Genomic DNA, 23014 nt, shown 5'->3' with positions numbered 1-23014 from the left:
CCACATATTGCTCACAGTGCCTCGGCCCAAGTTTCCTCAGGCTTGCGCCAGCAGCCGACGCTTTAGCCTGCCCGCCTTTCGCTTGTAAGCGATATAGCCCAGCAAGGGCCCTACCGCCATACCGACCAGCAGAGCACCTATAAAGAACAATGCCTGCGGCAGCTCAGGAGTGCGCCAACCCAAAAATATCAATGCGGTAGGTTGCTGATTTTCGAGGGTGAAAATCACGACCGCGAAAATGACGATCAGGGCAAACACCACTAGCACTGCACGTTTGACGTTACGCATCGGTAACTCCTGTTTCCCGAAGGATTAATTGTCGTCTTCCTCTTCCTCATTCACTCGATCCCGCAGCTCTTTGCCCGGCTTGAAATGAGGTACAAATTTTCCGTCCAGACTCACTGATTGTCCGGTCTTGGGATTACGACCCACCCGCGGCGCGCGGTAGTGCAGCGAGAAGCTGCCAAAACCACGGATCTCGATACGATCTCCAGTCGCCAGGCACTGGGACATTTGTTCAAGCATGGTCTTGATGGCCAGCTCTACATCCTTGGATGAGAGCAGCCCTTGATGGGTGACAATTCGTTCGATCAACTCCGACTTCGTCATATTTTTCCCTTCTTTTTCAAGCAGCTAGAGCAGCGCTTCAAAGGTTTTAGCATGATCGCAAGTATTTGAACAGCCCAGGGATTGACTTATCTTTGCAAATATTTATGTCATCCAAAATGCCATCAACCTCAGGCTAACCCTAGTCGATAACGAGCCGCTGCGAAGGTCGCCCTGAGCCCGCACAAGAGCAATTTGTACCTTTGGTGAACCAGCGGACGAATATGCCAGCACAGCCACCATAAGGGCCAGTGCACCGCACTCAAATCGCAGGCACAAAAAAGGGCGACCTAAGTCGCCCTTTTTCTATGGTCAATCAGAACTTAGTTCTGTTTTTCCATTTGTGCACGCAGCAGGTCGCCCAAAGTGGTCGGACCAGCAGCAATGTCAGAGGTAGCTGGCTTGTCGCGCAGGCTCTGGATTGCTTCTTTCTCTTCAGCATCATCTTTCGACTTGATGGAGAGTTGGATTACGCGGCTCTTGCGATCAACGCTGATGATCTTGGCTTCTACTTCTTCGCCTTCTTTCAGAACGTTGCGCGCGTCTTCAACGCGGTCACGGCTGATTTCGGAGGCTTTCAGAGTCGCTTCGATATCGTTGGCCAGAGTGATGATGGCGCCTTTAGCGTCAACTTCTTTCACGATGCCCTTAACGATTGCGCCTTTGTCGTTCTCTTGTACGTACTCGGAGAACGGATCGCTTTCCAGCTGCTTGATACCCAGGGAGATGCGCTCACGCTCTGGATCAACAGACAGGATAACGGTGTCAAGCTCGTCGCCCTTCTTGAAACGACGTACGGCTTCTTCGCCAACTTCGTTCCAGGAGATGTCGGACAGGTGAACCAGGCCGTCGATGCCGCCGTCCAGACCAATGAAGATACCGAAATCGGTGATCGACTTGATGGTGCCGGAGATTTTATCGCCCTTGTTGAACTGGCCAGAGAAATCTTCCCATGGGTTAGATTTGCACTGCTTGATGCCCAGGGAGATACGACGACGCTCTTCGTCGATGTCCAGAACCATAACTTCCACTTCGTCGCCGACTTGTACGACTTTCGAAGGGTGGATGTTCTTGTTGGTCCAGTCCATTTCCGAAACGTGTACCAGACCTTCAACGCCTTCTTCCAGCTCAGCGAAGCAGCCGTAGTCAGTCAGGTTGGTTACACGCGCGGTAACGCGAGTGCTTTCTGGGTAACGGGCTTTGATAGCAACCCATGGATCTTCACCCAGTTGCTTCAGGCCCAGGGAAACACGATTGCGTTCGCGATCGTACTTCAGAACCTTGACATCGATCTCGTCGCCAACGTTGACGATTTCGGAAGGATGCTTGATACGCTTCCAGGCCATGTCAGTGATGTGCAGCAGGCCATCAACGCCACCCAGATCGACGAATGCGCCGTAATCGGTGAGGTTTTTAACGATACCTTTAACTTGCTGACCTTCTTGCAGCGATTCCAGCAGAGCTTCACGCTCAGCGGAGTTTTCTGCTTCAAGCACGCTACGACGCGAAACAACAACGTTGTTGCGCTTCTGGTCCAGCTTGATGACCTTGAATTCCAGCTCTTTGCCTTCCAGGTGCGTAGTATCGCGCACTGGACGAACATCAACCAGAGAACCTGGCAGGAACGCACGGATGCCGTTAACGTCGACAGTGAAGCCGCCTTTAACCTTACCGTTGATAACGCCCTTGACCACTTCTTCTGCTGCGAAGGCTGCTTCCAGAACGATCCAGCATTCAGCGCGCTTGGCTTTTTCACGGGACAGCTTGGTTTCGCCAAAGCCGTCTTCGACCGCGTCCAGCGCAACGTGAACTTCATCACCGATGTTGATGTTCAGTTCGCCAGCGTCGTTGTGGAACTGCTCCAGCGGGATGAGGCCTTCCGACTTCAAACCAGCGTGAACGGTAACCCAACCAGCTTGGTAATCGATATCAACGATGATAGCGGTGATGATCGAGCCAGCCTGAAGATTCAGGGTTTTTAGGCTTTCTTCAAAGAGTTCTGCAAAGCTTTCGCTCATTTTAATTCCTGTTAATCAAGGGCGAAGGAATACGCCCATCTGCCACATTCCAGACAATGTGGGTTACGTTTATATAAAAGAAGGCATGCAGGACTATTTCTGGTCTCCTGCACGCTTTCTTGGTCATCAGGCGATATCGCGGAGTGCGATTTCGCTCATGATGCGTTCCAGCACCTGCTCGATGGATAACTCCGTAGAGTCCAGCTGTATGGCATCAGCCGCCGGTTTGAGCGGGGCTATTGCACGCTGCGTATCACGCTCGTCGCGGGCACGAATCTCATCTAGCAGACCCGAGAGACTAACATCATCGCCCTTGGCCTTCAACTGCAAGTAACGGCGGCGGGCCCGCTCCTCGGCGCTGGCGGTCAGAAAAACCTTCAACGGAGCGTCAGGAAAGACCACTGTCCCCATGTCCCGACCGTCAGCAACCAGGCCCGGAAACTCCAGAAATGCACGCTGGCGCTGCAGCAGTGCGTCGCGCACAGCCGGCAAAGCCGCGACTTTGGAGGCTCCGGCAGCAACCGTCTCACTGCGGATGGCGTGAGTCACCTCGTCGCCTTCCAGAATGATGCGAGCAGGTTTACCGTCTGTCGCGCCGATAAACTGGACATCAAGATGCGCAGCCAGTTTTTCCAGCAACGCCTCATTATCCAGCGCAACACCGTGATTGCCTGCCGCAAAAGCCAGCAAGCGGTACAAGGCACCGGAGTCGAGCAAGTTCCACCCAAGGCGCTTGGCCAGGATGCCAGCAACGGTGCCTTTGCCCGAACCGCTTGGGCCGTCGATGGTGATAACCGGTGCCGAAACCATCACGAATTCGCCTCTTCAGCGACACGCATGCCAACCTGCTTGCACAGAGCAAGGAAGTTAGGGAACGAAGTCGCCACGTTGGCACAATCATGGATGCGGATTGGAGCAGTCGCACGCAACGACGCAACGCTGAAGGCCATCGCGATACGGTGATCACCGTGACCATGAACCTCGCCACCACCGATGGTACCACCATCAATAATAATGCCGTCCGGTGTCGGCTCGCATTTCACGCCCAGCGCCAGCAAGCCGTCCGCCATCACCTGAATGCGGTCAGATTCCTTGACCCGCAGCTCTTCAGCGCCACGCAGGATGGTTCGACCCTCAGCCACGGCAGCCGCAACAAACAATACCGGGAATTCATCGATAGCCAGCGGCACCAGCTCTTCGGGAATCTCGATACCCTTGAGCCTGGCAGCTCGCACGCGCAAGTCAGCAACCGGCTCGCCACCCACTTCACGCTGGTTTTCGAGGGTGATATCAGCCCCCATCAGACGCAAGATGTCGATAACCCCGGTACGGGTCGGATTGATGCCCACATGCTCAAGTAACAGGTCCGAGCCTTCAGCGATAGAAGCGGCAACCAGGAAGAACGCCGACGAAGAAATATCGCCTGGCACTTCGATATGAGTTGCGGTCAGCTTGTGGCCCGACTCAACCGAAGCTGTAGGGCCATTAACCGTAACCGGGTAACCGAAGCCCTGCAGCATGCGCTCGGTATGGTCGCGGGTCGGTGCAGGTTCGGTTACCGAAGTCTTGCCTTCTGCATACAGGCCCGCCAGCAACAGACAGGATTTAACCTGGGCACTGGCCATCGGCAAGGTGTAGTCCATGCCTTTGAGTGCATGACCACCGCGAATGGTCATCGGTGGGCGGCCTTCAGCGGCGGTTTCAATCACTGCGCCCATTTCACGCAATGGATTGGCCACGCGATTCATCGGACGCTTGGTCAGGGAGGCATCGCCGGTCAGGGTGGTATCGAAGCTCTGCGCGGCCAGCAGGCCGGACAACAGGCGCATCGAGGTACCCGAGTTACCCAGGTAGATCGGACCAGGAGGCGCTTTCAAACCATGCAGGCCAACACCATGAATGGTCACGCGACCATGATGCGGACCTTCGATAACCACACCCATATCACGGAATGCTTGCAGGGTTGCCAGGGCATCTTCGCCCTCAAGGAAACCCTCAACTTCGGTCGTGCCTTCGGCCAGAGAGCCGAGCATAATCGAGCGGTGAGAAATGGATTTGTCGCCTGGTACGCGGATCCGGCCAGTTACTTGACCACCAGGATTTGCCAAAAAAATCAGATCGTTGGAATTCATAGCGTCCACATATGCCCGGCGGGCCAGGATTTTACTGAAATGCTCGCGGGCAACCCGGGCGCGAGTGAAAACGCCCAGCAATTGATGCCCATCCCCTGCATCGACCGCGTCGCGCAAGGCGTCGAGATCACTGCGAAATGTATCCAATGTGCGCAGCACCGCCTCGCGATTCGCAAGGAAGATGTCATGCCACATTACCGGGTCGCTGCCGGCGATTCTTGTGAAATCACGGAAGCCACCCGCTGCGTAACGGAAGATATCCAGATTCTCGTTGCGCTTGGCAAGAGAGTCCACCAACCCAAAGGCCAGCAAATGAGGCAAATGGCTGGTTGCAGCCAACACCTCGTCATGCCGCTCGACCTGCATATGCTCGACGTCAGCCCCCAGGGCGCGCCACATTGCGTCGACCAGGGCCAACGCGTCAGCGTCGGTTTGGGCCACAGGCGTCAAAATCACCTTGTGCCGCTCAAACAGACTGGCGTTCGAGGCTTCTACACCACTTTGCTCAGACCCGGCGATGGGATGACCGGGGACAAAACGCCCGGGCATGCTGCCAAAAGCCTGCGCCGCAGCGCGTACGACATTACCCTTGGCGCTGCCCACATCAGTGATCACTGCCCGCCCCAGATTCATGCGCGCCAACAGGCCGAGCATTTTTTCCATGGCCAGAATCGGCACCGCCAACTGAATGACATCTGCACCCACGCAGGCAGTGGCCAGATCTGCTTCACAGCGATCGACCACACCCAGATCAACGGCCAACACACAGGACTCGGGATCAAGATCAACACCGACTACTTCCGAGCACAGACCGCTTTCACGCATGCCCTTGGCGAAAGATCCGCCAATCAGGCCCAACCCGACAACGACCAAGCGCCCTATTACAGGCTTTACAGATTGCACAGACATTACATCAACCACGAGCAAGAACCTTGGCCAGCGCCTCAAGCAGACGGGTATTTTCCGCCGGCAAACCAATAGTGATACGCAAATGGTTCGGCATCCCGTAGTTGGCTACCGGGCGCACGATCACACCTTCACGCAACAACCCCTGATAAACCGGGGCTGCTACTTGACCGAGGTCCAGCGCAACAAAGTTGCCCTTCGATGGAATCCAGCCCAGACCCAACTCACGAAAGCCATCCTGCAACTGCTGCATGCCGGCTTCGTTGAGGCGACGACTCTGAGCCAGGTAATCGCTATCTTTCAGCGCCGCGCAAGCCGCAGCCAGGGCCAGGCTGTTGACGTTGAACGGTTGGCGAACGCGGTTCAGCACATCGGCAACCACTGCTGTCGACAGGCCATAACCCACGCGCAGGGCGGCCAGACCATAAGCCTTGGAGAAGGTACGGGAAACCAGCAGATTGGGATAAGCCGACAGAAACTCCAGACCATCAGGCAGATCACCGCCTTCTGCGTACTCGATATAGGCCTCGTCCAGAACCACGAGCACATGCTCCGGCACATCCTGCAAGAACTCGTTCAGCGCATCGACGCCAAACCAGGTGCCGGTCGGGTTGTTCGGGTTGGCAATAAAGACCACCCGCGTATCGCTGTCGATGGCGGCAAGCATGGCAGGCAGGTCATGCCCCCAGTCCTTGGCCGGGACGACCCGTGCCTGCGCACCCACTGCCTGGGTCACAATCGGATACACGGCAAATGCGTGCTCGCTGAACACGGCGTTCAGGCCTGGCGCCAGATAGGCACGGGCCACCAGCTCGAGGATATCGTTCGAGCCGTTACCCAGGGTGACCTGATCTAGCTGCACGCCACACTGCTCAGCCAGCAGGCTTTTAAGGGCAAAACCATTGCCATCGGGGTAGCGCGTCAATTCGGCCAGCTCGGCACGAATGGCTTCCAGCGCCTTGGGGCTCGCACCCAAAGGGTTTTCGTTGCTGGCCAGCTTGACGATGGTGGCCGGATCCAGATCCAGCTCACGCGCCAGCTCGTCCACAGGCTTGCCCGGGACGTAAGGCGAAAGTTGTTGCACGCCCGGCTGCGCCAGGGCGAGGAAATCACCGCTCATGTTTTATCGCCTCAGAGAACCGCTTTCGGGTAGGAACCCAATACTTTAAGTGCTACGGCTTCTTGACTGATTTGCTCCAGAACACTTTTGACCAACGGGTCGCGGTGATGGCCAGCAAAGTCGATGAAAAACACATAGGTCCACTTACCGCTACGCGAAGGGCGCGTCTCGATGCGTGTCAGGTCGATACCGTTTTCATGGAACGGCACCAGCAGCTCATGCAGAGCACCTGGACGGTTGCTCATCGACACAATGATCGAAGTCTTGTCATCGCCAGTAGGCGGTACTTCCTGACTGCCAATCATCAAGAACCGCGTGGAGTTGTCCGGGCGGTCTTCGATTTTTTCGGCCAGTCGGGTCAAGCCATACAGACCTGCCGCCATATCACCGGCAATCGCTGCCGAGTTCCACTCACCCTTGACCCGCTTGGCCGCCTCGGCATTGCTCGACACGGCAATACGCTCGACGTTCGGGTAATGCGCATCCAGCCACTTGCGGCACTGGGCCAGCGACTGTGCATGGGAATAGATACGGCTGATGCTGTCGGTCTTGGTGTTTTCACCCACCAGCAAGTGATGGTGGATACGCAGCTCAACTTCGCCACAGATCACCATGTCATGCTCAAGGAAGCTGTCGAGCGTGTGGTTGACGGCGCCTTCGGTGGAGTTTTCCACCGGTACCACGCCGAAATTCACCGCGCCCGCTGCCACTTCGCGGAACACTTCATCAATCGCAGCCATTGGCTTGCTGATAACCGCATGGCCAAAGTGTTTCATGGCTGCGGCCTGGGTAAAGGTGCCTTCAGGGCCAAGGTAAGCTACTTTCAGCGGCTGTTCCAGGGCCAGGCAGGAAGACATGATTTCGCGAAACAGTCGCGCCATCTCTTCGTTGCCCAACGGGCCTTTATTGCGTTCCATGACGCGCTTGAGCACCTGAGCCTCACGCTCAGGCCGGTAAAAGACCGGCACTTCACCTTCGGCCAGCGAAGCCATCTTGACTCGCGCCACTTCCTGGGCGCAGCGCGCCCGTTCGCTGATCAGTTCCAGGACTTTTTCGTCCAGGCTGTCGATACGCAGGCGCAGTGCCTTCAGTTCCTGTTCGGACATTAGCCGTGTTCCTTCTCGAACTCTGCCATGTAAGCCACCAACGCATTGACCGCATTGATATCCACAGCGTTATAGATCGAAGCCCGCATGCCGCCCACCGAACGATGCCCCTTGAGGTTCAGCAACCCGCGCGCTTCGGCGCCGGCCAGGAACGGCTTGTCGAGACGATCGTCCGCCAGACGGAAGGGTACGTTCATCCAGGAGCGGTCAGAAAGGTTGATCGGGTTGCTGTACAGGCCGCTGGCATCAATAAAGTCGTACAAGGTACGTTTTTTCACTTCATTGAGCTTGCCGATAGCCTCAACACCGCCCTGCTCTTTCAGCCATTCGAACACCAGACCGGACAGGTACCAGGCCAGTGTCGGCGGGGTGTTGTACATCGAGCCATTATCGGCCGCGACCTTGTAATCGAGCATGGTCGGGCAGATTGAGCGCGCACGACCCAGCAGGTCTTCACGAATGATATTGACCACGATGCCGCTCGGACCGATGTTTTTCTGCGCGCCGGCGTAGATCATGCCGAATCGGGACACATCAACCGGACGCGACAAAATGTCCGAAGACATGTCAGCAATCAGCGGCACATCGCCCGTTTGCGGAATCCAGTCGAACTCCAGACCACCGATAGTCTCGTTTGGCGCGTAATGAACGTAGGCCGCGTCTTTCGACAGGTTCCACTCATTCTGACCAGGAATCGCGAAGTAATCGTAAGGCTTGGCGGTAGCTGCCACGTTGACATGACCGAAACGCGAAGCTTCTTCAATGGCCTTCTGCGACCAGATACCGGTATCGATGTAATCCGCCTTGCCATTTTCAGGCAGCAGATTCAGCGGGATCTGGGCAAATTGCTGGCTTGCGCCGCCTTGCAGAAACAGGACTTTGTAGTTCGAGGGAATAGACAGCAGGTCACGCAGATCCTGCTCAGCCTTGGTCGCAATGGACACGAACTCATCGCTGCGATGGCTCATTTCCATGACCGAGAGGCCCTTGCCATGCCAGTCGAGCAACTCGGACTGGGCACGCAACAGGACAGCTTCAGGTAGCGCAGCAGGACCTGCGCAGAAGTTATAGGCTCGTTTGCTCACTTCCACTCTCACTCTGATTTGGTGGTCACGCAATAAATCAACTCTCGACACTTTGTTGCTTGTGGCAGCTGGCTCGCTCCCGCAGTGTCGCAAACTTTCATACCGGACATACAACAAGGGGGCGAATTCTCATCCGCCCCCTGTGTGTCCGCTTATTCCTGCGGTTCTTCGTCAGCGCCAGCCTCTAGCGGCTGCTCGTCGTCAACGCCATCGTGGATGACCTCACCGTCGAACTCTGCACCGCCTTCGCCCTCACCTTCAAGTTCTTCACCTTCGATTTCCGAAGGCTCCTGAACCCGCTCAAGCCCTACCAGCGTTTCGTCGCTGGCCAGCTTGATCAAGGTGACGCCCTGGGTATTACGACCCAGGCTCGACACTTCGTCGACACGGGTGCGCACCAGGGTGCCCTGATCGGAAATCAACATGATTTCTTCGCCGTCCTGCACCTGAACCGCACCGACCAGACGGCCGTTACGATCGTTGCTGACCATGGCGATAACGCCCTGACCGCCACGCTTGTACTCAGGGAACTCGCTGATTGCCGTGCGCTTGCCATAACCACGCGCCGAAGCGGTGAGAATCTGGCTGCCTTCCTCAGGAATCAGCATCGAAATCAGCTTCTGCCCTTCTGGCAAACGCATACCGCGAACACCGCGGGCCGTACGACCCATGGCACGGACATCGGACTCCTTGAAGCGAGTCACCTTGCCGCCATCGGAGAACAGCATGACTTCACGCTCGCCATCGGTGATCGCGGCGCTGATCAGTACGTCGCCTTCGTCCAGCTCCAGCGCGATCAGACCCACGCTGCGCTGACGGCTGAAGGATTCCAGCGGAGTCTTCTTCACGGTGCCGTTGGCGGTCGCCATAAAGATGAAGTGACCTTCGGTGTAATCCTCGACCGGCAGCATGGTGGTGATGTACTCACCCTCACCCAGCGGCAACAGGTTCACCAGCGGACGACCACGGGCCGCGCGGGACGCTTCAGGGATTTCATAGGTCTTGAGCCAGTACACCTTGCCTTTGCTGGAGAACAGCAGCAGCGTGGTGTGGCTGTTGGCAACCAGCAGGTGAGCGATGTAGTCCTCATCCTTGACGCCAGTAGCCGATTTACCTTTACCGCCACGACGCTGGGCCTGGTACGCAGCCAATGGCTGGGTCTTGGCATAGCCACCGTGGGAAATGGTTACAACGCGCTCTTCTTCCGGAATCATGTCGCCCAGGGTCAGGTCGAGACGGTGATCCAGGATCTCGGTACGGCGCACATCACCGTATTCGGCACGAATGACTTCCAGCTCCTCGCGGATCACTTCCATCAAGCGCTCGGCGCTGTTGAGGATGCGGATCAGCTCACCGATCTGGTTGAGGATTTCCTGGTACTCGGCCAGCAGCTTCTCGTGCTCAAGGCCGGTCAAGCGGTGCAGGCGCAATTCAAGAATGGCCTGGGCCTGTTCTGGCGACAGGAAGTACTTGCCGTCACGCAGACCGTATTGCGGATCAAGGTTTTCCGGGCGGCACGAGTCGGCACCGGCACGCTCAACCATGGCCACTACCGCAGTCGACTCCCAAGGCGTGCTGATCAGCGCTTCCTTGGCTTCGGACGGGGTTGGCGAGGCCTTGATCAGCGCGATAACCGGGTCGATGTTGGACAGGGCAACCGCCTGGCCTTCAAGGATATGGCCACGCTCACGGGCTTTGCGCAGCTCGAAAACGGTACGACGGGTCACCACTTCACGACGGTGACGAACGAAGGCTTCCAGCAGATCCTTGAGGTTGAGGATGCGTGGGCGACCGTCGATCAGGGCAACGATGTTGATACCGAACACCGCTTGCAACTGAGTCTGGGCATAAAGGTTATTAAGGATAACCTCTGGCACTTCACCACGACGCAGCTCGATCACAACGCGCATGCCGTCCTTGTCGGACTCGTCACGCAGCTCGGTGATGCCTTCAAGCTTCTTCTCTTTTACCAGCTCGGCGATCTTTTCGATCAAACGCGCCTTGTTCAGCTGGTACGGCAGCTCAGTGATCACGATCTGCTGACGACCACCGACCTTGTCGATGTCTTCGATCATCGAGCGGGCGCGCATATATATGCGGCCACGACCGGTACGGTAGGCTTCGATGATACCGGCACGGCCGTTGATGATTGCGGCGGTCGGGAAGTCCGGGCCCGGGATGAATTGCATCAGTTCATCGATGCTCAGCTCCGGGTTGTCGATCAGCGCCAGGCAGCCGTCGATGACTTCACCGAGGTTGTGTGGCGGGATATTGGTGGCCATGCCCACAGCGATACCGCTGGAACCGTTGACCAGCAAGTTGGGAATTCGTGTCGGCATGACGGCCGGGATCATTTCCGTGCCGTCGTAGTTCGGCACCCAGTCCACGGTCTCTTTGTGCAAGTCGGCCAGCAGCTCGTGGGCCAGCTTGGTCATGCGCACTTCGGTGTATCGCATCGCTGCGGCGTTGTCGCCGTCGACCGAACCGAAGTTGCCCTGACCGTCTACCAGCAGGTAGCGCAGAGAGAATGGCTGAGCCATTCGAACGATGGTGTCGTAAACAGCCGTATCACCGTGCGGGTGATACTTACCGATAACGTCACCGACCACACGGGCAGATTTCTTGTACGGCTTGTTCCAGTCGTTGTTCAGTTCGCTCATCGCAAACAGCACACGCCGGTGCACGGGCTTCAAGCCATCGCGTGCATCAGGCAGTGCCCGCCCGACAATTACGCTCATCGCGTAGTCGAGGTAGGACTGTTTCAGCTCGTCTTCGATATTGACCGGGAGGATTTCTTTGGCCAGTTCGCCCATGAGAAGCCTGATTCCTTTTTCGGGTGAAACTTCGCCACATCCATTCGGGACGAACGAAGCTCGCCGCCGCTGGCCACGTGCCACGCAACGACTTACGACAAATCAACAAGTTATGTCACGGATTTGCGCAGTAAGGGCAACCCTTGCGGGCGACCCTGGAAACCGCCGAATGTTATCACAATCGCCGCCACGCACCTATCCCCCAGATGCGCATGGAGCGTAGTAATTGCGACGTTTATCGGCGTGAAGGGCCTCAGAGGGACTCTGAAGGCGATTTGAAGGCTGCGCGACCCGATCCACAATGCCTCGTAGCAGTTGACGAGCAGTGCGAGGCTACGTCCGGCTGCGCAGCAGTCGTAAAGCCGAAAACTGCGGTGGATCAGGTAAAGCCGGGATTCAGGATTTGCGGTCGCTTCGCAACCGAACGCAGCCTCGTTCCTTCGGCAACTGCTACAGGTCCATATTTCAATGCAGCCGCTTGCGACACATTAATTGAGCCATTTTCGCCGCATCCGGACGCTCGATCACGCCTTTCTCAGTAACGATCACGTCAATCAGGTCAGCCGGAGTCACATCAAACACCGGGTTAAAGGCCTGTACATCGGCACCCACGCGCTTGCCGCCAACTTCCAGCAGTTCACTGCCGTCACGTTCTTCTATAGGAATGTCATCGCCCGAGGCCAGATCCATATCAATGGTCGAACTCGGTGCCACCACCATAAAGCGCACGCCGTGGTGCATGGCATTGACCGCCAGTTGGTAGGTGCCGATCTTGTTGGCCACATCACCATTGGCGGTTATCCGGTCAGCGCCCACGATCACCCAGGTAACGCCCTTGGTTTTCATGATATGCGCGGCGGCCGAGTCAACATTGAGCACCACCGGGATGCCTTCATTGGCCAGTTCCCACGCCGTCAAGCGCGAACCCTGCAGCCAGGGCCGGGTTTCATCGGCATAGACCTGTTCGATCATGCCTTCGAGCCAGGCAGCCCGAATCACCCCCAAGGCCGTGCCAAAGCCGCCTGTGGCCAGGGCTCCGGTGTTGCAGTGGGTCAGCACCGCCTGGGCATTGCCCTGATGGCGGCGAATGACGTCGACACCCAACTGCGCCATGGTCAGATTGGCCTCGCGGTCACTCTCATGGATGGCTACAGCCTCGGCCTCAAGCACCTGCAACACATCCGCGCGGTTCTGGCTTCGGGCCAGACGGTCGCGCATGCGGTTCAAGGCCCAGAACAGGTTCACCGCTGTTGGGCGCGAGTCCGCCAGCAGGGTGAAATCCTCTTCCAGCGCAGCCAGCCAGTCGCCACCAGCGGCCTTGCGCACGCGTGCAGCCAGCACCACGCCATAGGCGGCAGCGATACCGATCGCCGGGGCACCGCGCACAACCATGTCGCGAATCGCCTGGGCCACACCTTCTACACCGGTGTACGCCAACCAGTTCTCTTCAAAGGGCAGGATGCGTTGATCCAGCAAATACAGGGCGTCGTCCCGCCAATCGATGGCCTTAACCTTTTCCGCAGCCAACAGTCGATCGCGCATGCCTTCCCCCATCACCCAGTAACAAAGCCGCCGATTATAGCGAGCCCACCCTCAAGACGCTCGGGTATACTTCGCCTCCTTTTATAACGCACTGGAATCTGTTTTCGATGCCAACCCCGACCATGACCCTGGACTTACTGCTGCTGCCCACCTGGCTCGTGCCTGTTGAACCGGCCGGTGTCGTACTCAAGGATCACGGCGTTGGCATTCGCGACGGGCGCATTGTGTTTATTGGCCCACGCGAACAAGCTCTCAAGCACACCGCCACGCAAACCCGCGAACTGCCGGACATGCTGCTCAGCCCCGGGCTGATCAATGCCCACGGTCACGCGGCGATGACGTTGTTCCGCGGCATGGCCGATGACCTGCCCTTGATGACCTGGCTGGAGCAGCATATCTGGCCGGCCGAGGGCAAGTGGGTCGATGAGGAGTTCGTGCGCGACGGCACCAATCTCGCCATCGCCGAGCAACTCAAGGGCGGCATCACCTGCTTCAGTGATATGTATTTCTACCCCAAGGTCGCCAGTGAGTGCGTGCACAACAGCGGTATCCGGGCACAGATCGCCATCCCGATTCTCGACTTCCCGATTCCCGGCGCCAGCAGCGCTGACGAAGCTCTGCGTCAGGCCGTGGAAATGTTCGCCGACCTGAAGTTTCACCCGCGGATCAAGATTGCTTTCGGCCCCCACGCGCCTTACACAGTGGGCGACGAGAACCTGGAAAAGATCCGCGTCATCGCCGATGAACTGGACGCGGCCATTCATATGCACGTCCACGAAACCGCCTTTGAAGTGCACCAGGCCGTCGAGCAGCACGGCGAACGCCCCGTCGCCCGCCTCGCCCGCCTGGGTCTGCTGGGCCCGCGCTTCCAGGCCGTTCATATGACCCAGATCAGCGATGACGACCTGTCGATGCTGGTAGAAAGCAACTCCAGCGTGATTCACTGCCCGGAATCCAATCTGAAACTGGCCAGTGGCTTCTGCCCGGTGGAACGCTTGTGGCAAGCAGGCGTCAATGTGGCCGTCGGTACTGATGGTGCTGCGAGCAACAATGACCTCGACCTGCTCGGCGAAACCCGTACCGCCGCCTTGCTGGCCAAGGCCGTTGCGGGCTCGGCCACCGCACTGGACGCACATCGTGCACTGCGCATGGCCACGCTCAACGGCGCGCGCGCCCTGGGCATTGAAAGTGACACCGGCTCGATCGAAATCGGCAAGGCCGCCGATCTGGTTGCCTTCGACCTCAGCGGGCTGGCCCAGCAACCGGTCTACGACCCCGTGTCACAACTGATCTACGCCACTGGCCGCGATTGCGTGAAACACCTGTGGGTCGCAGGCAAGCAACTGCTGGATGATCGACGCCTGACGCGTCTGGACGAGCAACAACTTTGCGCAACAGCCAGAGCCTGGGGCGAGCGCATAAACAGCCATACTCATTGATTCAGTACCTTCGGGCCTGCGCCCGGAGCCTTACCAGATTATTCAGCTTTAGAGGATTTACCCATGAGCAACGTTGACCACGCCGAGATCGCCAAATTCGAAGCGCTAGCCCATCGCTGGTGGGACCGTGAAAGCGAGTTCAAGCCGCTGCACGACATCAACCCGCTGCGCGTCAACTGGATTGACGAGCGCGTGCAACTGGCCGGTAAAAAAATCCTCGACGTCGGTTGCGGCGGCGGCATTCTCAGCGAGTCCATGGCTCAGCGCGGCGCCACCGTGATGGGTATCGATATGGGTGAAGCTCCGCTGGCCGTGGCCCAACTGCATCAACTGGAATCCGGCGTGAGCGTTGAGTACCGCCAGATCACCGCCGAAGACCTGGCCGAAGAAATGCCCGGGCAGTTCGATGTGGTCACCTGCCTGGAAATGCTTGAGCACGTACCTGACCCGTCCTCGGTGATCCGCGCCTGCTACAAGATGGTCAAGCCCGGCGGCCAGGTGTTCTTCTCGACGATCAACCGCAACCCCAAGTCGTATCTGTTCGCGATTATCGGCGCCGAATACATCATGAAGCTGATCCCCCGCGGGACCCACGACTTCAAGAAGTTTATCCGCCCTTCCGAACTGGGCGCCTGGAGCCGTCAGGCCGGCCTGAGCGTCAAGGATATCGTCGGCATGACCTACAACCCGCTGACCAAGCACTACAAGCTGGGCAACGATGTTGACGTCAACTACATGATCCAGACCCTTCGCGAGGAGTAATACATGCGTTTAAGAGCAGTTCTTTTTGACATGGACGGCACCCTGCTCGACACCGCGCCGGATTTTATTGCCATCTGTCAGGCCATGCGCGCCGATCGCGATCTGCCGCCCGTCGCCGACAAACTGATCCGCGATGAAATTTCCGGCGGTGCCCGCGCCATGGTGGCCGCAACCTTTAGCATGGACCCGGACGCACCCGGCTTTGAAGAGCTGCGCCTGGAGTTCCTGGAGCGCTATCAGCGTGATTGCGCGGTACACACCAAGCTGTTTGACGGCATGGAAGAGTTGCTGGCCGATATCGAAAAAGCCCATCTGGTATGGGGCGTCGTCACCAACAAGCCGGTGCGCTTCGCACAGCCGATCATGGAGCGGCTGGGGCTGGCCGAACGTTCTGCGCTGCTGATTTGTCCTGACCATGTGACAAACAGCAAACCTGACCCCGAGCCGCTGATCCTGGCCTGCAAAATGCTCGACCTTGACCCGGCCAGCGTGCTGTTTGTCGGTGATGACCTGCGCGATATCGAGTCCGGGCGCGATGCCGGGACCAAAACCGCTGCCGTGCGCTTTGGCTATATCCACCCCGACGACAACCCGGATCACTGGGGTGCCGATGTGGTGGTCGACCACCCCGGCGAGTTGCGCAAGGTGCTGGATAACGCGATGTGCAGCTGCTAACGATGTTCGATTTTGTTGAGGTTTTCTATGTTTGATTATTCAGCCCGCCCCAACCTGCTCCAGGACCGGGTGATCCTGGTTACCGGCGCTGGCCGTGGCATCGGTGCAGCGGCGGCCAAAACTTATGCCGCACACGGCGCCACCGTGCTGCTGCTGGGCAAGACCGAGGCCAACCTGAGCCAGGTCTATGACGAGATCGAGGCCGCCGGTCATCCGCAACCGGTGGTCATTCCGTTCAATCTCGAAACCGCCCAGCCCCATCAATACGATGAACTGGCTGCCATGATCGAAACCGAGTTTGGCCACCTTGACGGGCTGCTGCACAACGCCTCGATCATTGGCCCGCGCACGCCTCTGGAGCAGCTTTCCGGCGAGAACTTCATGCGCGTGATGCATATCAACGTCAACGCCATGTTTATGCTCACCAGCACCCTGCTACCCCTGCTCAAGCTGTCGCAGGACGCCTCGGTGATCTTCACCTCCAGCAGTGTCGGGCGCAAAGGTCGCGCTTACTGGGGCGCCTATGGCGTCTCGAAGTTCGCCACAGAAGGCCTGATGCAAACCCTGGCCGACGAAGTCGAAAACGTCGCCCCGGTTCGCGCCAACAGCATCAACCCCGGCGCGACCCGCACCAGCATGCGCGCCCTGGCATACCCAGGGGAAAACCCGGAGAGCAACCCGGAGCCGCACGAAATCATGCCGGTTTACCTGTACCTGATGGGCCCGGACAGCACCGGGATCAACGGCCAGGCTTTCGACGCGCAGTAACACGGCCACAAACAAAAACCGCAGCCTGCATGTGAATGCAGCCTGCGGTTTTTTATGCGTTTAAATACCGGGCAACGCCCCTTCAGCTCTCAACCAACTCTCGCTGCTCACGTACAATGTGTGCCCTGTCGATTTGCAGGCAACTTTGCAAAAACAGATACATGTAGTCATAGCTTTTGCAGATTGCCTTGCGCAGTTCGCCAATCAGCTCCCGGGAGGGGTTCATTCCCGCCAGGGTGCAGACGATTTCCAGCGCCTCCCAAGGATGCTCGTCATCATACTGAGCGTGCATCTTCAGCCATTTCATTGCTCGCTTGCGCCCCTCCAGCGGGAACGACTCTTCATAGATGTCCCGCGAACATACCGTAGCAGCCCACTCACCCACCGCACCCTCGATGGCGTAGTTGGTCGCAGCCATGGACACGGCCAGTGAGTCAGCCGCGCAGGTATGCCAGCACCAGTCATTCAGCGCATTGAATTCGGCCGGAACATCCTGGGCGATCAACTCTTCAAGGCTTACGCCGTGGGCTTTGGCCCAGTTCACCCAGTAGTCGGCATGGTTGAGTTCGACGCGGATATTGCGAATCAGCCAGCGGCGCGCCATGTCTTCACCCGCATGCCGCCCATAACGGGTTTTGCCCAGGTTGCGCCCCATATACAACGAGAACTGCTCGACTACCGGCCAACCGCCAATTAGATAGGTGCGCATGGCCTTGGGGCTCAGGGTGTTATCGCGCATGCGCTTGTAGATCTCGTGCCCGACAACCCGGCGCTTGCTCTCACCACAGTCCCGAATCAACTGCTGGGCCCACTGAGGATAACTGGCTTCCTCCATAAGAGGCCCTGTTCGGTTGAATACTTCCATCACAATCCAAATCCTTTTTCAGAAGATACTCCAGAAAATGTAGAACAATTCAACGCAAAGTGCCCGGAGACTTTAACGTCACAGGTCTGGAACGCACAGGCCGCTGCAATAAACTGTCAAAGGTAAATGGCTGCGGGCGCTGAACAATATAGCCTTGCGCATAATCCACACCTATTTCCACCAGGGCCTGCTCTATTTGCGTACTTTCAACAAATTCGGCAATGGTGCGCTTACCCATGACATGGCCAATATGATTAATGACTTCAACCATGGCTCGATTGATCGGATCGTCCAGCATGTCCTTGACGAAACTGCCATCAATTTTCAAAAAGTCGACAGGCAGATGTTTCAAGTATGCAAATGAAGACATTCCGGCACAAAAGTCATCCAAAGAAAAGTGACAGCCCAAGGCCTTGAGATCATTAATAAACCGGATTGCATTACCCAAATTGGCAATCGCGCTGGTTTCGGTAATTTCAAAGCAGATAAGTTTTGGCGAAACACCATAACACTCGAATTGTTCATGCAGAAACGCCAGAAAATCATCATCGCCAATGGTAGAGCCGGACAAGTTGATAGCACACATGGCCATTGGCTTCCCAGCCGAATGAGTTGAGCATTCGGAAATGATCTTGAACACATTTTCCACCACCCAACGGTCTATCGAGCTCATTAAACCGTAGCGTTCAGCGGCCGGGATAAAGCTGTCAGGGAAAACAATGCGCCCGCCCTCATCTTGCAGTCGCAGTAAAATTTCGATATGCCCGGCGTTCTCCTGCGTACTCCCTAAGGGCGTGATTTCTTGTGCGTAAAGGCTGAAGCGGTTTTCTTCCAGCGCCACATGCAAACGCTGCACCCAGGCCATTTCACCAAAGCGCAATGACAGTTCCGTGTCATCTGCGTGATATACCTGCACCCGATTACGGCCCTTTTCCTTGGCCATATAGCAGGCCATGTCCGCAGCCCGCATCAATGACTCAAGGGTGGCAGGGGCGTGATGGATGTGCACCAGACCTATGCTGATGGTGCTCATAAATGGCCGCCCCTTCCAGGCGAAATGCAGGCTTTGCACTGCCTGGCGCAGGCCGCCGGCGATTTTTTCGGCCATTTCTACCGGGCAATTTTCGAGCAAGATGCCGAACTCGTCACCGCCCAGTCGCGCCAGCGTATCCCCTTCACGCAAGCCGGTTCGCAGCAATACACAGATATGGCGCAACAGCTCATCACCTGCGGCATGGCCACAGGTGTCATTGACCAGCTTGAACTGGTCCAGATCAAGAAACATCAGGGCATGCCGACCTTGTTGTCGACCCAGATTCTTCAGCACCAATTCCAGGCGGTATTCAAACTCCCGGCGATTGGCCAACCCGGTCAGTGCATCGTGGGTAGCCTGCCAGGACAGATTGGCAATGTACTGACGCTCCTGGGTCATATCATGCAGCACCAGCACCGCGCCGCTGACTTCCTCCCCGTGGAGGATCGGTGCCCCCACCAGGGTGACTGCAACCGTACTGCCATCCATGCGCTGAATCAGCCTGGAGTGCTCACGGCTATTCCCTAATTGACCACTGAGGATCCGGTCAATCAACGTGGAGCCATCTTCAAGATCATCATCGTCGAGCAACTTGAACAACGCCGCCAGGGTAACGCCTTGTGCTTGCTCGGACTTCCATTGGGTCAGTTGCTCGGCCGCCGGGTTCATGTAAGCAATTGAGCCATTTACGTCGGTCGTGATGACCCCGTCGCCAATGGACTCCAGGGTAATTTGCGCCCGCTCTTTTTCCAGTTGCAGCGCTTCGGCAAATACACGGCTCTGTGCCAAAACTTTATTGGTGCGCTTGAGCACAAGGAGAATAAGAGCCAGCGCAGTTGCTAGATTGATCACAACCAGCAAACGCCAGATAAAACGCGAGCCTTCGCCCAAGGCATCACTAAAAGCCTTGGCTGAAGGTGCGATACCTTCATTGATGGCAAAAATCCCGTCTTCCCAACGTTTGGAGTCGGCATCCGTACTTTGCCCGGCAAGCACTACCTGATGCATCTCTTTGGCCAGATCATCAAGTTGCACAAGGTAAGCATCGCCTATGGACCACTTCTCGATGGCCGTTTCCATATAGCTGACGTGACGAAAGTAGCGATAGAACCAGATGATGCTGGAGACATCTTGCGGGCTGTTGCCGCCCTGAAGAATACCTTCGCGGGCTGCGGCCTCATCAATGGGGGACTGATTCATCGCAAGCCGGAACTTGTGGTCGCCCTGAGGAACACTTATGGCCTGCTGGTATTTCTCGAAATAAATCGGCTGATGAGTATCGGAATACAGATAGAGGAAGTAGATGGCGTCTTTTTGGCCCTTGGACCACAAACTTTCACCGCCGACATAACTTCTTACCGCCGAGAGCATATACAGACTCACACACCCCAATAACGCCTGGAAAAGCACGACTGCAATAAAGGGCCAAACAATGCCCAACAAGCGTGGTGTCCCATGGGGGCGTTTTGATTTCATGAGTTCCCTTTGCTTCATGGAGTCATATGAAAACCAGAGAGAAAATCTCACTACAGCTCAGCCTAGGCCAAATTTCGAAAACTTGAACAGCAGGAGCCGATCTAAATCTTCAATAAGCCTGCCGCCGAGTCAATGCTGCTCACTTAGCCAAGCAATGCATCTGCGGGATGCGAACCGGCTCTCTAATAGAGCCCTTCGCGAGCAGGCTCGCTCCCACAGCCCTCAGATTTCACGTCTGCTGCAAGTGCCCATAGAGCTTGGCGTAGAGCCCGCCTTCTGCAATCAACTGCTGGTGATCGCCATCTTCAGCAATGCGCCCGCCATCAAATACCAGTACCCTGTCTGCCTGTTTTACCGCAGACAGGCGATGAGCAATGATTAATGTTGTGCGCCCGCTCAAGAATTTTCCCAAAGCGTGATGCAGGTTGTATTCCGTGGCGGCATCCAGGGCACTGGTAGCCTCGTCGAGGATCACCACCTTGGGCTCGGCCAGAACCATCCGCGCAATCGCCAGACGCTGACGCTGGCCACCCGACAGGCGCACGCCTGAACGCCCGACAATGCTGTCCAGGCCCTGGGGCAGCGCATGAATGGTGCCATCGAGCTGGGCGATCTCCAGGGCATGCCAGCACGCTTCGTCGGTGCGCTCACGACCCATGGTCAGGTTGGCACGCACAGTGTCGTTGAACAAGGCCGGGTGTTGCAGCACCACGGCAACATGCTCGCGAATGGTTTGCAGGCCGATCTCGGGCTGGCTCGCATCGGCAAAGTGGATACTGCCCGCCTGCGGTGTGTACAGCCCCAGCAACAGTTGCACCAGGGTGCTTTTGCCGCCGCCGCTGGTGCCGACGATGGCCACCTTTTCTCCCGGAGCAATAGTCAGGTTCAGATGATCGAGCACCTTCTCCTCACCGTAGCTGAAGCTCAGGTCACGCACTTCGATACCGACCGTTTGCCGCCCCACAAACGGGTTCGCACCGCCGGGGTACTGCGGCTCGTCACTGCGCGCCAGCAACTGGTTGATGCGGGTAACCGCGCCATCGGCCGCATAGTAGGCATATTGCAAGTTAAGCAATTGCTCGACAGGCCCGATCATAAACCACAGGTAACTGAACACCGCGAGCATCTGGCCGATCGACAGGTCCGAGAACAGCACGGTGAGCATTGCCGCTGCGCGAAAAATATCGATACCAAACTGGAACAACAAACCGCTGGCACGATTGGAAGCATCGCTCTTCCATTGCGAGGCCACGGCAAAGTCCCGGACTTCCCGCGCCCGCACCCCCAAGCGACCGAGGAAAAAGCCCTGGCGATTGCCAGCACGGACTTCCTGGATAGAATCCAGGGTCTCGGTCAGCGCCTGAGTGAAACGCGCCGTGCTGTCGTTTTCGAGTTTCTTCAGGTGCTTGACCCGTTTGCCCAGTTGCACCGTGGCGTAAATCACCAGCGGGTTGAACAGCAGGATCAGCAGCGCCAGCTGCCAGTGCATCCACAGCAGAATGGCCGAAGTGCCGACCAGGGTAAGCATCGCCACCAAGAACCGGCTCAGGGTTTCGCCAACGAATTTGTCCAGGGTATCGAGGTCGGTGACCAGATGCGTGGTCACCGTACCGCTGCCCAGGCTTTCGTACTCGGCCAGGGATATGCGCTTCAAGCGTTCAATCAGGCGCAGGCGGATACGAAACACGATGTCCTTGGCCAAACGCGAAAACAGTCGTGCCTGCAGCACGTTAAACAGCAACGCCCCACAACGCAGCACCAGGGTAATCACCAGCATCAGGCCTATATAGCCCGCAGCGCTCTGCCAGGCAGTCGGCAGCCAGTGATTCATGATTTTCAGTGCGCCATCACCATTGCCCAGCAGCACCTCGTCCACCAGCAAGGGCAGCAGCAAGGGGATGGGTACACTGCACAGCGTGGCAAGTACGGCCACGCCATTGGCAATCCACAGGGCTTTTTTATGCCGCAGTGCCAGGCGACGGATCTCGGCCCAGGTCAGGCGATCCGTCACCGGGGCTGAGTTCGGCACAGCCGCAGGATCAAACACGTGTGGCGCGTTCAAGCCAGCGTGCAAGCAAGTCTGACAAGGGTCCAAGCGGCTGATAGCCGTTGGTCAGCAGCGCCAGCTGGCCGTTGCGTTCGGCGAGCAAGGTCGGGAAACCGGCAATCCCCAAGTCTTGCACCCAGGTAAAGTCGGCAGCTGTTGCCGTGTGTTGCTCTGCAGAATCAAAGGCTGCGGCAAACTCGATACGCGGTACGCCTGCTGTTTCTGCCAGTTCAACCAGCACGCTGGCCTGGGTCACATCGCGACCTTGCACATAGAACGCCTGCTGAATCAGCTTGACCAGCTTCCAGGCGCAATCGGGCGCCAGGCTGCGTGCTGCGACCAGGGCACGGCAGGCGGGCTCGGTGTCATAGACAAAGCCGTCCGGTAAGGCACCCTCGAAGGCGAAGGGTTGCCCGGTGGCTTCTGTGACAGCCTGCCAATGCTCAAGAATATAGCGCCGCGTGGCAGGCTCAAGTGCCGAGCCACTGCCGGTGCGCAAACCGCCCACCACTAGATGCAACTCAACGCCTGCAGCCTGCGCCTGCTCAACCAGCGCCTCGGCGATGGGCGAGAAACCCCAGCACCAGGAGCACATCGGGTCCATCACATAGAGCAGGCGCG

The 23014-nt window shown here is 57.4% G+C and carries 18 protein-coding genes; 4 read left to right on the top strand and 14 right to left on the bottom strand.

Going from position 1 to position 23014, the window contains the following annotated elements:
• Positions 1-36: 36 nt before the first annotated feature.
• The 10 genes from ACZRMH_RS03150 to mtnA form a co-directional block, all read right to left on the bottom strand.
• Positions 37-288 (bottom strand): lipopolysaccharide assembly protein LapA domain-containing protein, encoded by a 252-nt coding sequence (locus ACZRMH_RS03150; RefSeq protein WP_464012107.1) that lies wholly within the window; start codon positions 286-288, stop codon positions 37-39.
• A 24-nt stretch (positions 289-312) separates the two neighbouring features.
• Positions 313-609 carry an integration host factor subunit beta gene (gene ihfB, locus ACZRMH_RS03145; RefSeq protein ID WP_464012106.1) on the bottom strand — a complete coding sequence of 99 codons (297 nt, stop codon included), beginning with the start codon at positions 607-609 and terminating at the stop codon, positions 313-315.
• Positions 610-929: 320 nt separating this feature from the next.
• Positions 930-2624 carry a 30S ribosomal protein S1 gene (gene rpsA / locus ACZRMH_RS03140; RefSeq protein WP_016780248.1) on the bottom strand — a complete coding sequence of 565 codons (1695 nt, stop codon included), beginning with the start codon at positions 2622-2624 and terminating at the stop codon, positions 930-932.
• 126 nt (positions 2625-2750) lie between these two features.
• Positions 2751-3434, bottom strand: coding sequence for a (d)CMP kinase (cmk, locus tag ACZRMH_RS03135; RefSeq protein WP_464012190.1), 684 nt, complete (start codon positions 3432-3434; stop codon positions 2751-2753).
• Complete coding sequence (locus ACZRMH_RS03130; RefSeq protein ID WP_464012105.1) at positions 3434-5665, bottom strand: bifunctional prephenate dehydrogenase/3-phosphoshikimate 1-carboxyvinyltransferase; 2232 nt, start codon at positions 5663-5665, stop codon at positions 3434-3436. Before ACZRMH_RS03130 ends, cmk begins: the two co-directional genes overlap by 1 nt.
• 4 nt (positions 5666-5669) lie before the next feature.
• Positions 5670-6782 (bottom strand): histidinol-phosphate transaminase, encoded by a 1113-nt coding sequence (hisC, locus tag ACZRMH_RS03125; protein ID WP_464012104.1) that lies wholly within the window; start codon positions 6780-6782, stop codon positions 5670-5672.
• A gap of 11 nt (positions 6783-6793) precedes the next feature.
• Positions 6794-7888, bottom strand: coding sequence for a prephenate dehydratase (gene pheA / locus ACZRMH_RS03120; protein ID WP_016780245.1), 1095 nt, complete (start codon positions 7886-7888; stop codon positions 6794-6796).
• Complete coding sequence (gene serC / locus ACZRMH_RS03115) at positions 7888-8973, bottom strand: 3-phosphoserine/phosphohydroxythreonine transaminase (RefSeq protein ID WP_464012103.1); 1086 nt, start codon at positions 8971-8973, stop codon at positions 7888-7890. The genes pheA and serC overlap by 1 nt, the downstream gene beginning before the upstream one ends.
• Before the next feature lie 152 nt (positions 8974-9125).
• Positions 9126-11786 (bottom strand): DNA gyrase subunit A, encoded by a 2661-nt coding sequence (gyrA, locus tag ACZRMH_RS03110; RefSeq protein ID WP_464012102.1) that lies wholly within the window; start codon positions 11784-11786, stop codon positions 9126-9128.
• A 465-nt stretch (positions 11787-12251) separates the two neighbouring features.
• The gene (gene mtnA / locus ACZRMH_RS03105; RefSeq protein ID WP_464012101.1) at positions 12252-13328 is read right to left on the bottom strand and encodes an S-methyl-5-thioribose-1-phosphate isomerase; all 1077 of its coding nucleotides are present in this window, start codon (positions 13326-13328) and stop codon (positions 12252-12254) included.
• A 107-nt stretch (positions 13329-13435) separates the two neighbouring features.
• On the opposite strand from mtnA, the gene ACZRMH_RS03100 reads away from it, so the two are divergent.
• The 4 genes from ACZRMH_RS03100 to ACZRMH_RS03085 all read left to right on the top strand — a co-directional run bounded on the left by ACZRMH_RS03100 (position 13436) and on the right by ACZRMH_RS03085 (position 16972).
• The gene (locus ACZRMH_RS03100; protein ID WP_464012100.1) at positions 13436-14767 is read left to right on the top strand and encodes a TRZ/ATZ family hydrolase; all 1332 of its coding nucleotides are present in this window, start codon (positions 13436-13438) and stop codon (positions 14765-14767) included.
• Between the two features lie 63 nt (positions 14768-14830).
• Positions 14831-15529 (top strand): bifunctional 2-polyprenyl-6-hydroxyphenol methylase/3-demethylubiquinol 3-O-methyltransferase UbiG, encoded by a 699-nt coding sequence (gene ubiG / locus ACZRMH_RS03095; protein WP_464012099.1) that lies wholly within the window; start codon positions 14831-14833, stop codon positions 15527-15529.
• Between the two features lie 3 nt (positions 15530-15532).
• The gene (gene mupP, locus ACZRMH_RS03090; RefSeq protein ID WP_464012098.1) at positions 15533-16204 is read left to right on the top strand and encodes an N-acetylmuramic acid 6-phosphate phosphatase MupP; all 672 of its coding nucleotides are present in this window, start codon (positions 15533-15535) and stop codon (positions 16202-16204) included.
• Positions 16205-16231: 27 nt separating this feature from the next.
• On the top strand, positions 16232-16972 hold the full coding sequence (locus tag ACZRMH_RS03085) for a YciK family oxidoreductase (protein WP_464012097.1): 741 nt from the start codon (positions 16232-16234) through the stop codon (positions 16970-16972).
• Positions 16973-17054: 82 nt separating this feature from the next.
• On the opposite strand, the gene ACZRMH_RS03080 is transcribed toward ACZRMH_RS03085, so the two are convergent.
• The 4 genes from ACZRMH_RS03080 to ACZRMH_RS03065 form a co-directional block, all read right to left on the bottom strand.
• Positions 17055-17840: a TenA family transcriptional regulator gene (locus ACZRMH_RS03080; RefSeq protein ID WP_464012096.1), complete on the bottom strand. Its 786-nt coding sequence runs from the start codon at positions 17838-17840 to the stop codon at positions 17055-17057.
• A gap of 46 nt (positions 17841-17886) precedes the next feature.
• Positions 17887-20346 (bottom strand): EAL domain-containing protein, encoded by a 2460-nt coding sequence (locus ACZRMH_RS03075; RefSeq protein WP_464012095.1) that lies wholly within the window; start codon positions 20344-20346, stop codon positions 17887-17889.
• A gap of 229 nt (positions 20347-20575) precedes the next feature.
• Positions 20576-22357, bottom strand: a complete 1782-nt coding sequence (locus tag ACZRMH_RS03070) for an ABC transporter ATP-binding protein (protein WP_464012189.1) — start codon at positions 22355-22357, stop codon at positions 20576-20578.
• Positions 22358-22385: 28 nt separating this feature from the next.
• Positions 22386-22988 carry a DsbA family protein gene (locus tag ACZRMH_RS03065; RefSeq protein WP_464012188.1) on the bottom strand — a complete coding sequence of 201 codons (603 nt, stop codon included), beginning with the start codon at positions 22986-22988 and terminating at the stop codon, positions 22386-22388.
• Between the last annotated feature and the right edge of the window lie 26 nt (positions 22989-23014).

It is taken from the genome of Pseudomonas sp. B414 (genome assembly GCF_055408445.1).
This window is presented reverse-complemented; position numbering and strand designations above follow the sequence as displayed.

Excerpts from the sequence above, each read along its gene's own strand:
- ACZRMH_RS03150 (WP_464012107.1), bottom strand. The coding sequence starts at position 288 with ATGCGTAACGTCAAACGTGCAGTGCTAGTGGTGTTTGCCCTGATCGTC.
- ihfB (WP_464012106.1), bottom strand. The coding sequence starts at position 609 with ATGACGAAGTCGGAGTTGATCGAACGAATTGTCACCCATCAAGGGCTG.
- rpsA (WP_016780248.1), bottom strand. The coding sequence starts at position 2,624 with ATGAGCGAAAGCTTTGCAGAACTCTTTGAAGAAAGCCTAAAAACCCTG.
- cmk (WP_464012190.1), bottom strand. The coding sequence starts at position 3,434 with ATGGTTTCGGCACCGGTTATCACCATCGACGGCCCAAGCGGTTCGGGC.
- ACZRMH_RS03130 (WP_464012105.1), bottom strand. The coding sequence starts at position 5,665 with ATGTCTGTGCAATCTGTAAAGCCTGTAATAGGGCGCTTGGTCGTTGTC.
- hisC (WP_464012104.1), bottom strand. The coding sequence starts at position 6,782 with ATGAGCGGTGATTTCCTCGCCCTGGCGCAGCCGGGCGTGCAACAACTT.
- pheA (WP_016780245.1), bottom strand. The coding sequence starts at position 7,888 with ATGTCCGAACAGGAACTGAAGGCACTGCGCCTGCGTATCGACAGCCTG.
- gyrA (WP_464012102.1), bottom strand. The coding sequence starts at position 11,786 with ATGGGCGAACTGGCCAAAGAAATCCTCCCGGTCAATATCGAAGACGAG.
- mtnA (WP_464012101.1), bottom strand. The coding sequence starts at position 13,328 with ATGCGCGATCGACTGTTGGCTGCGGAAAAGGTTAAGGCCATCGATTGG.
- ACZRMH_RS03100 (WP_464012100.1), top strand. The coding sequence starts at position 13,436 with ATGCCAACCCCGACCATGACCCTGGACTTACTGCTGCTGCCCACCTGG.
- ubiG (WP_464012099.1), top strand. The coding sequence starts at position 14,831 with ATGAGCAACGTTGACCACGCCGAGATCGCCAAATTCGAAGCGCTAGCC.
- mupP (WP_464012098.1), top strand. The coding sequence starts at position 15,533 with ATGCGTTTAAGAGCAGTTCTTTTTGACATGGACGGCACCCTGCTCGAC.
- ACZRMH_RS03085 (WP_464012097.1), top strand. The coding sequence starts at position 16,232 with ATGTTTGATTATTCAGCCCGCCCCAACCTGCTCCAGGACCGGGTGATC.
- ACZRMH_RS03075 (WP_464012095.1), bottom strand. The coding sequence starts at position 20,346 with ATGAAATCAAAACGCCCCCATGGGACACCACGCTTGTTGGGCATTGTT.
- ACZRMH_RS03065 (WP_464012188.1), bottom strand. The coding sequence starts at position 22,988 with ATGTGCTCCTGGTGCTGGGGTTTCTCGCCCATCGCCGAGGCGCTGGTT.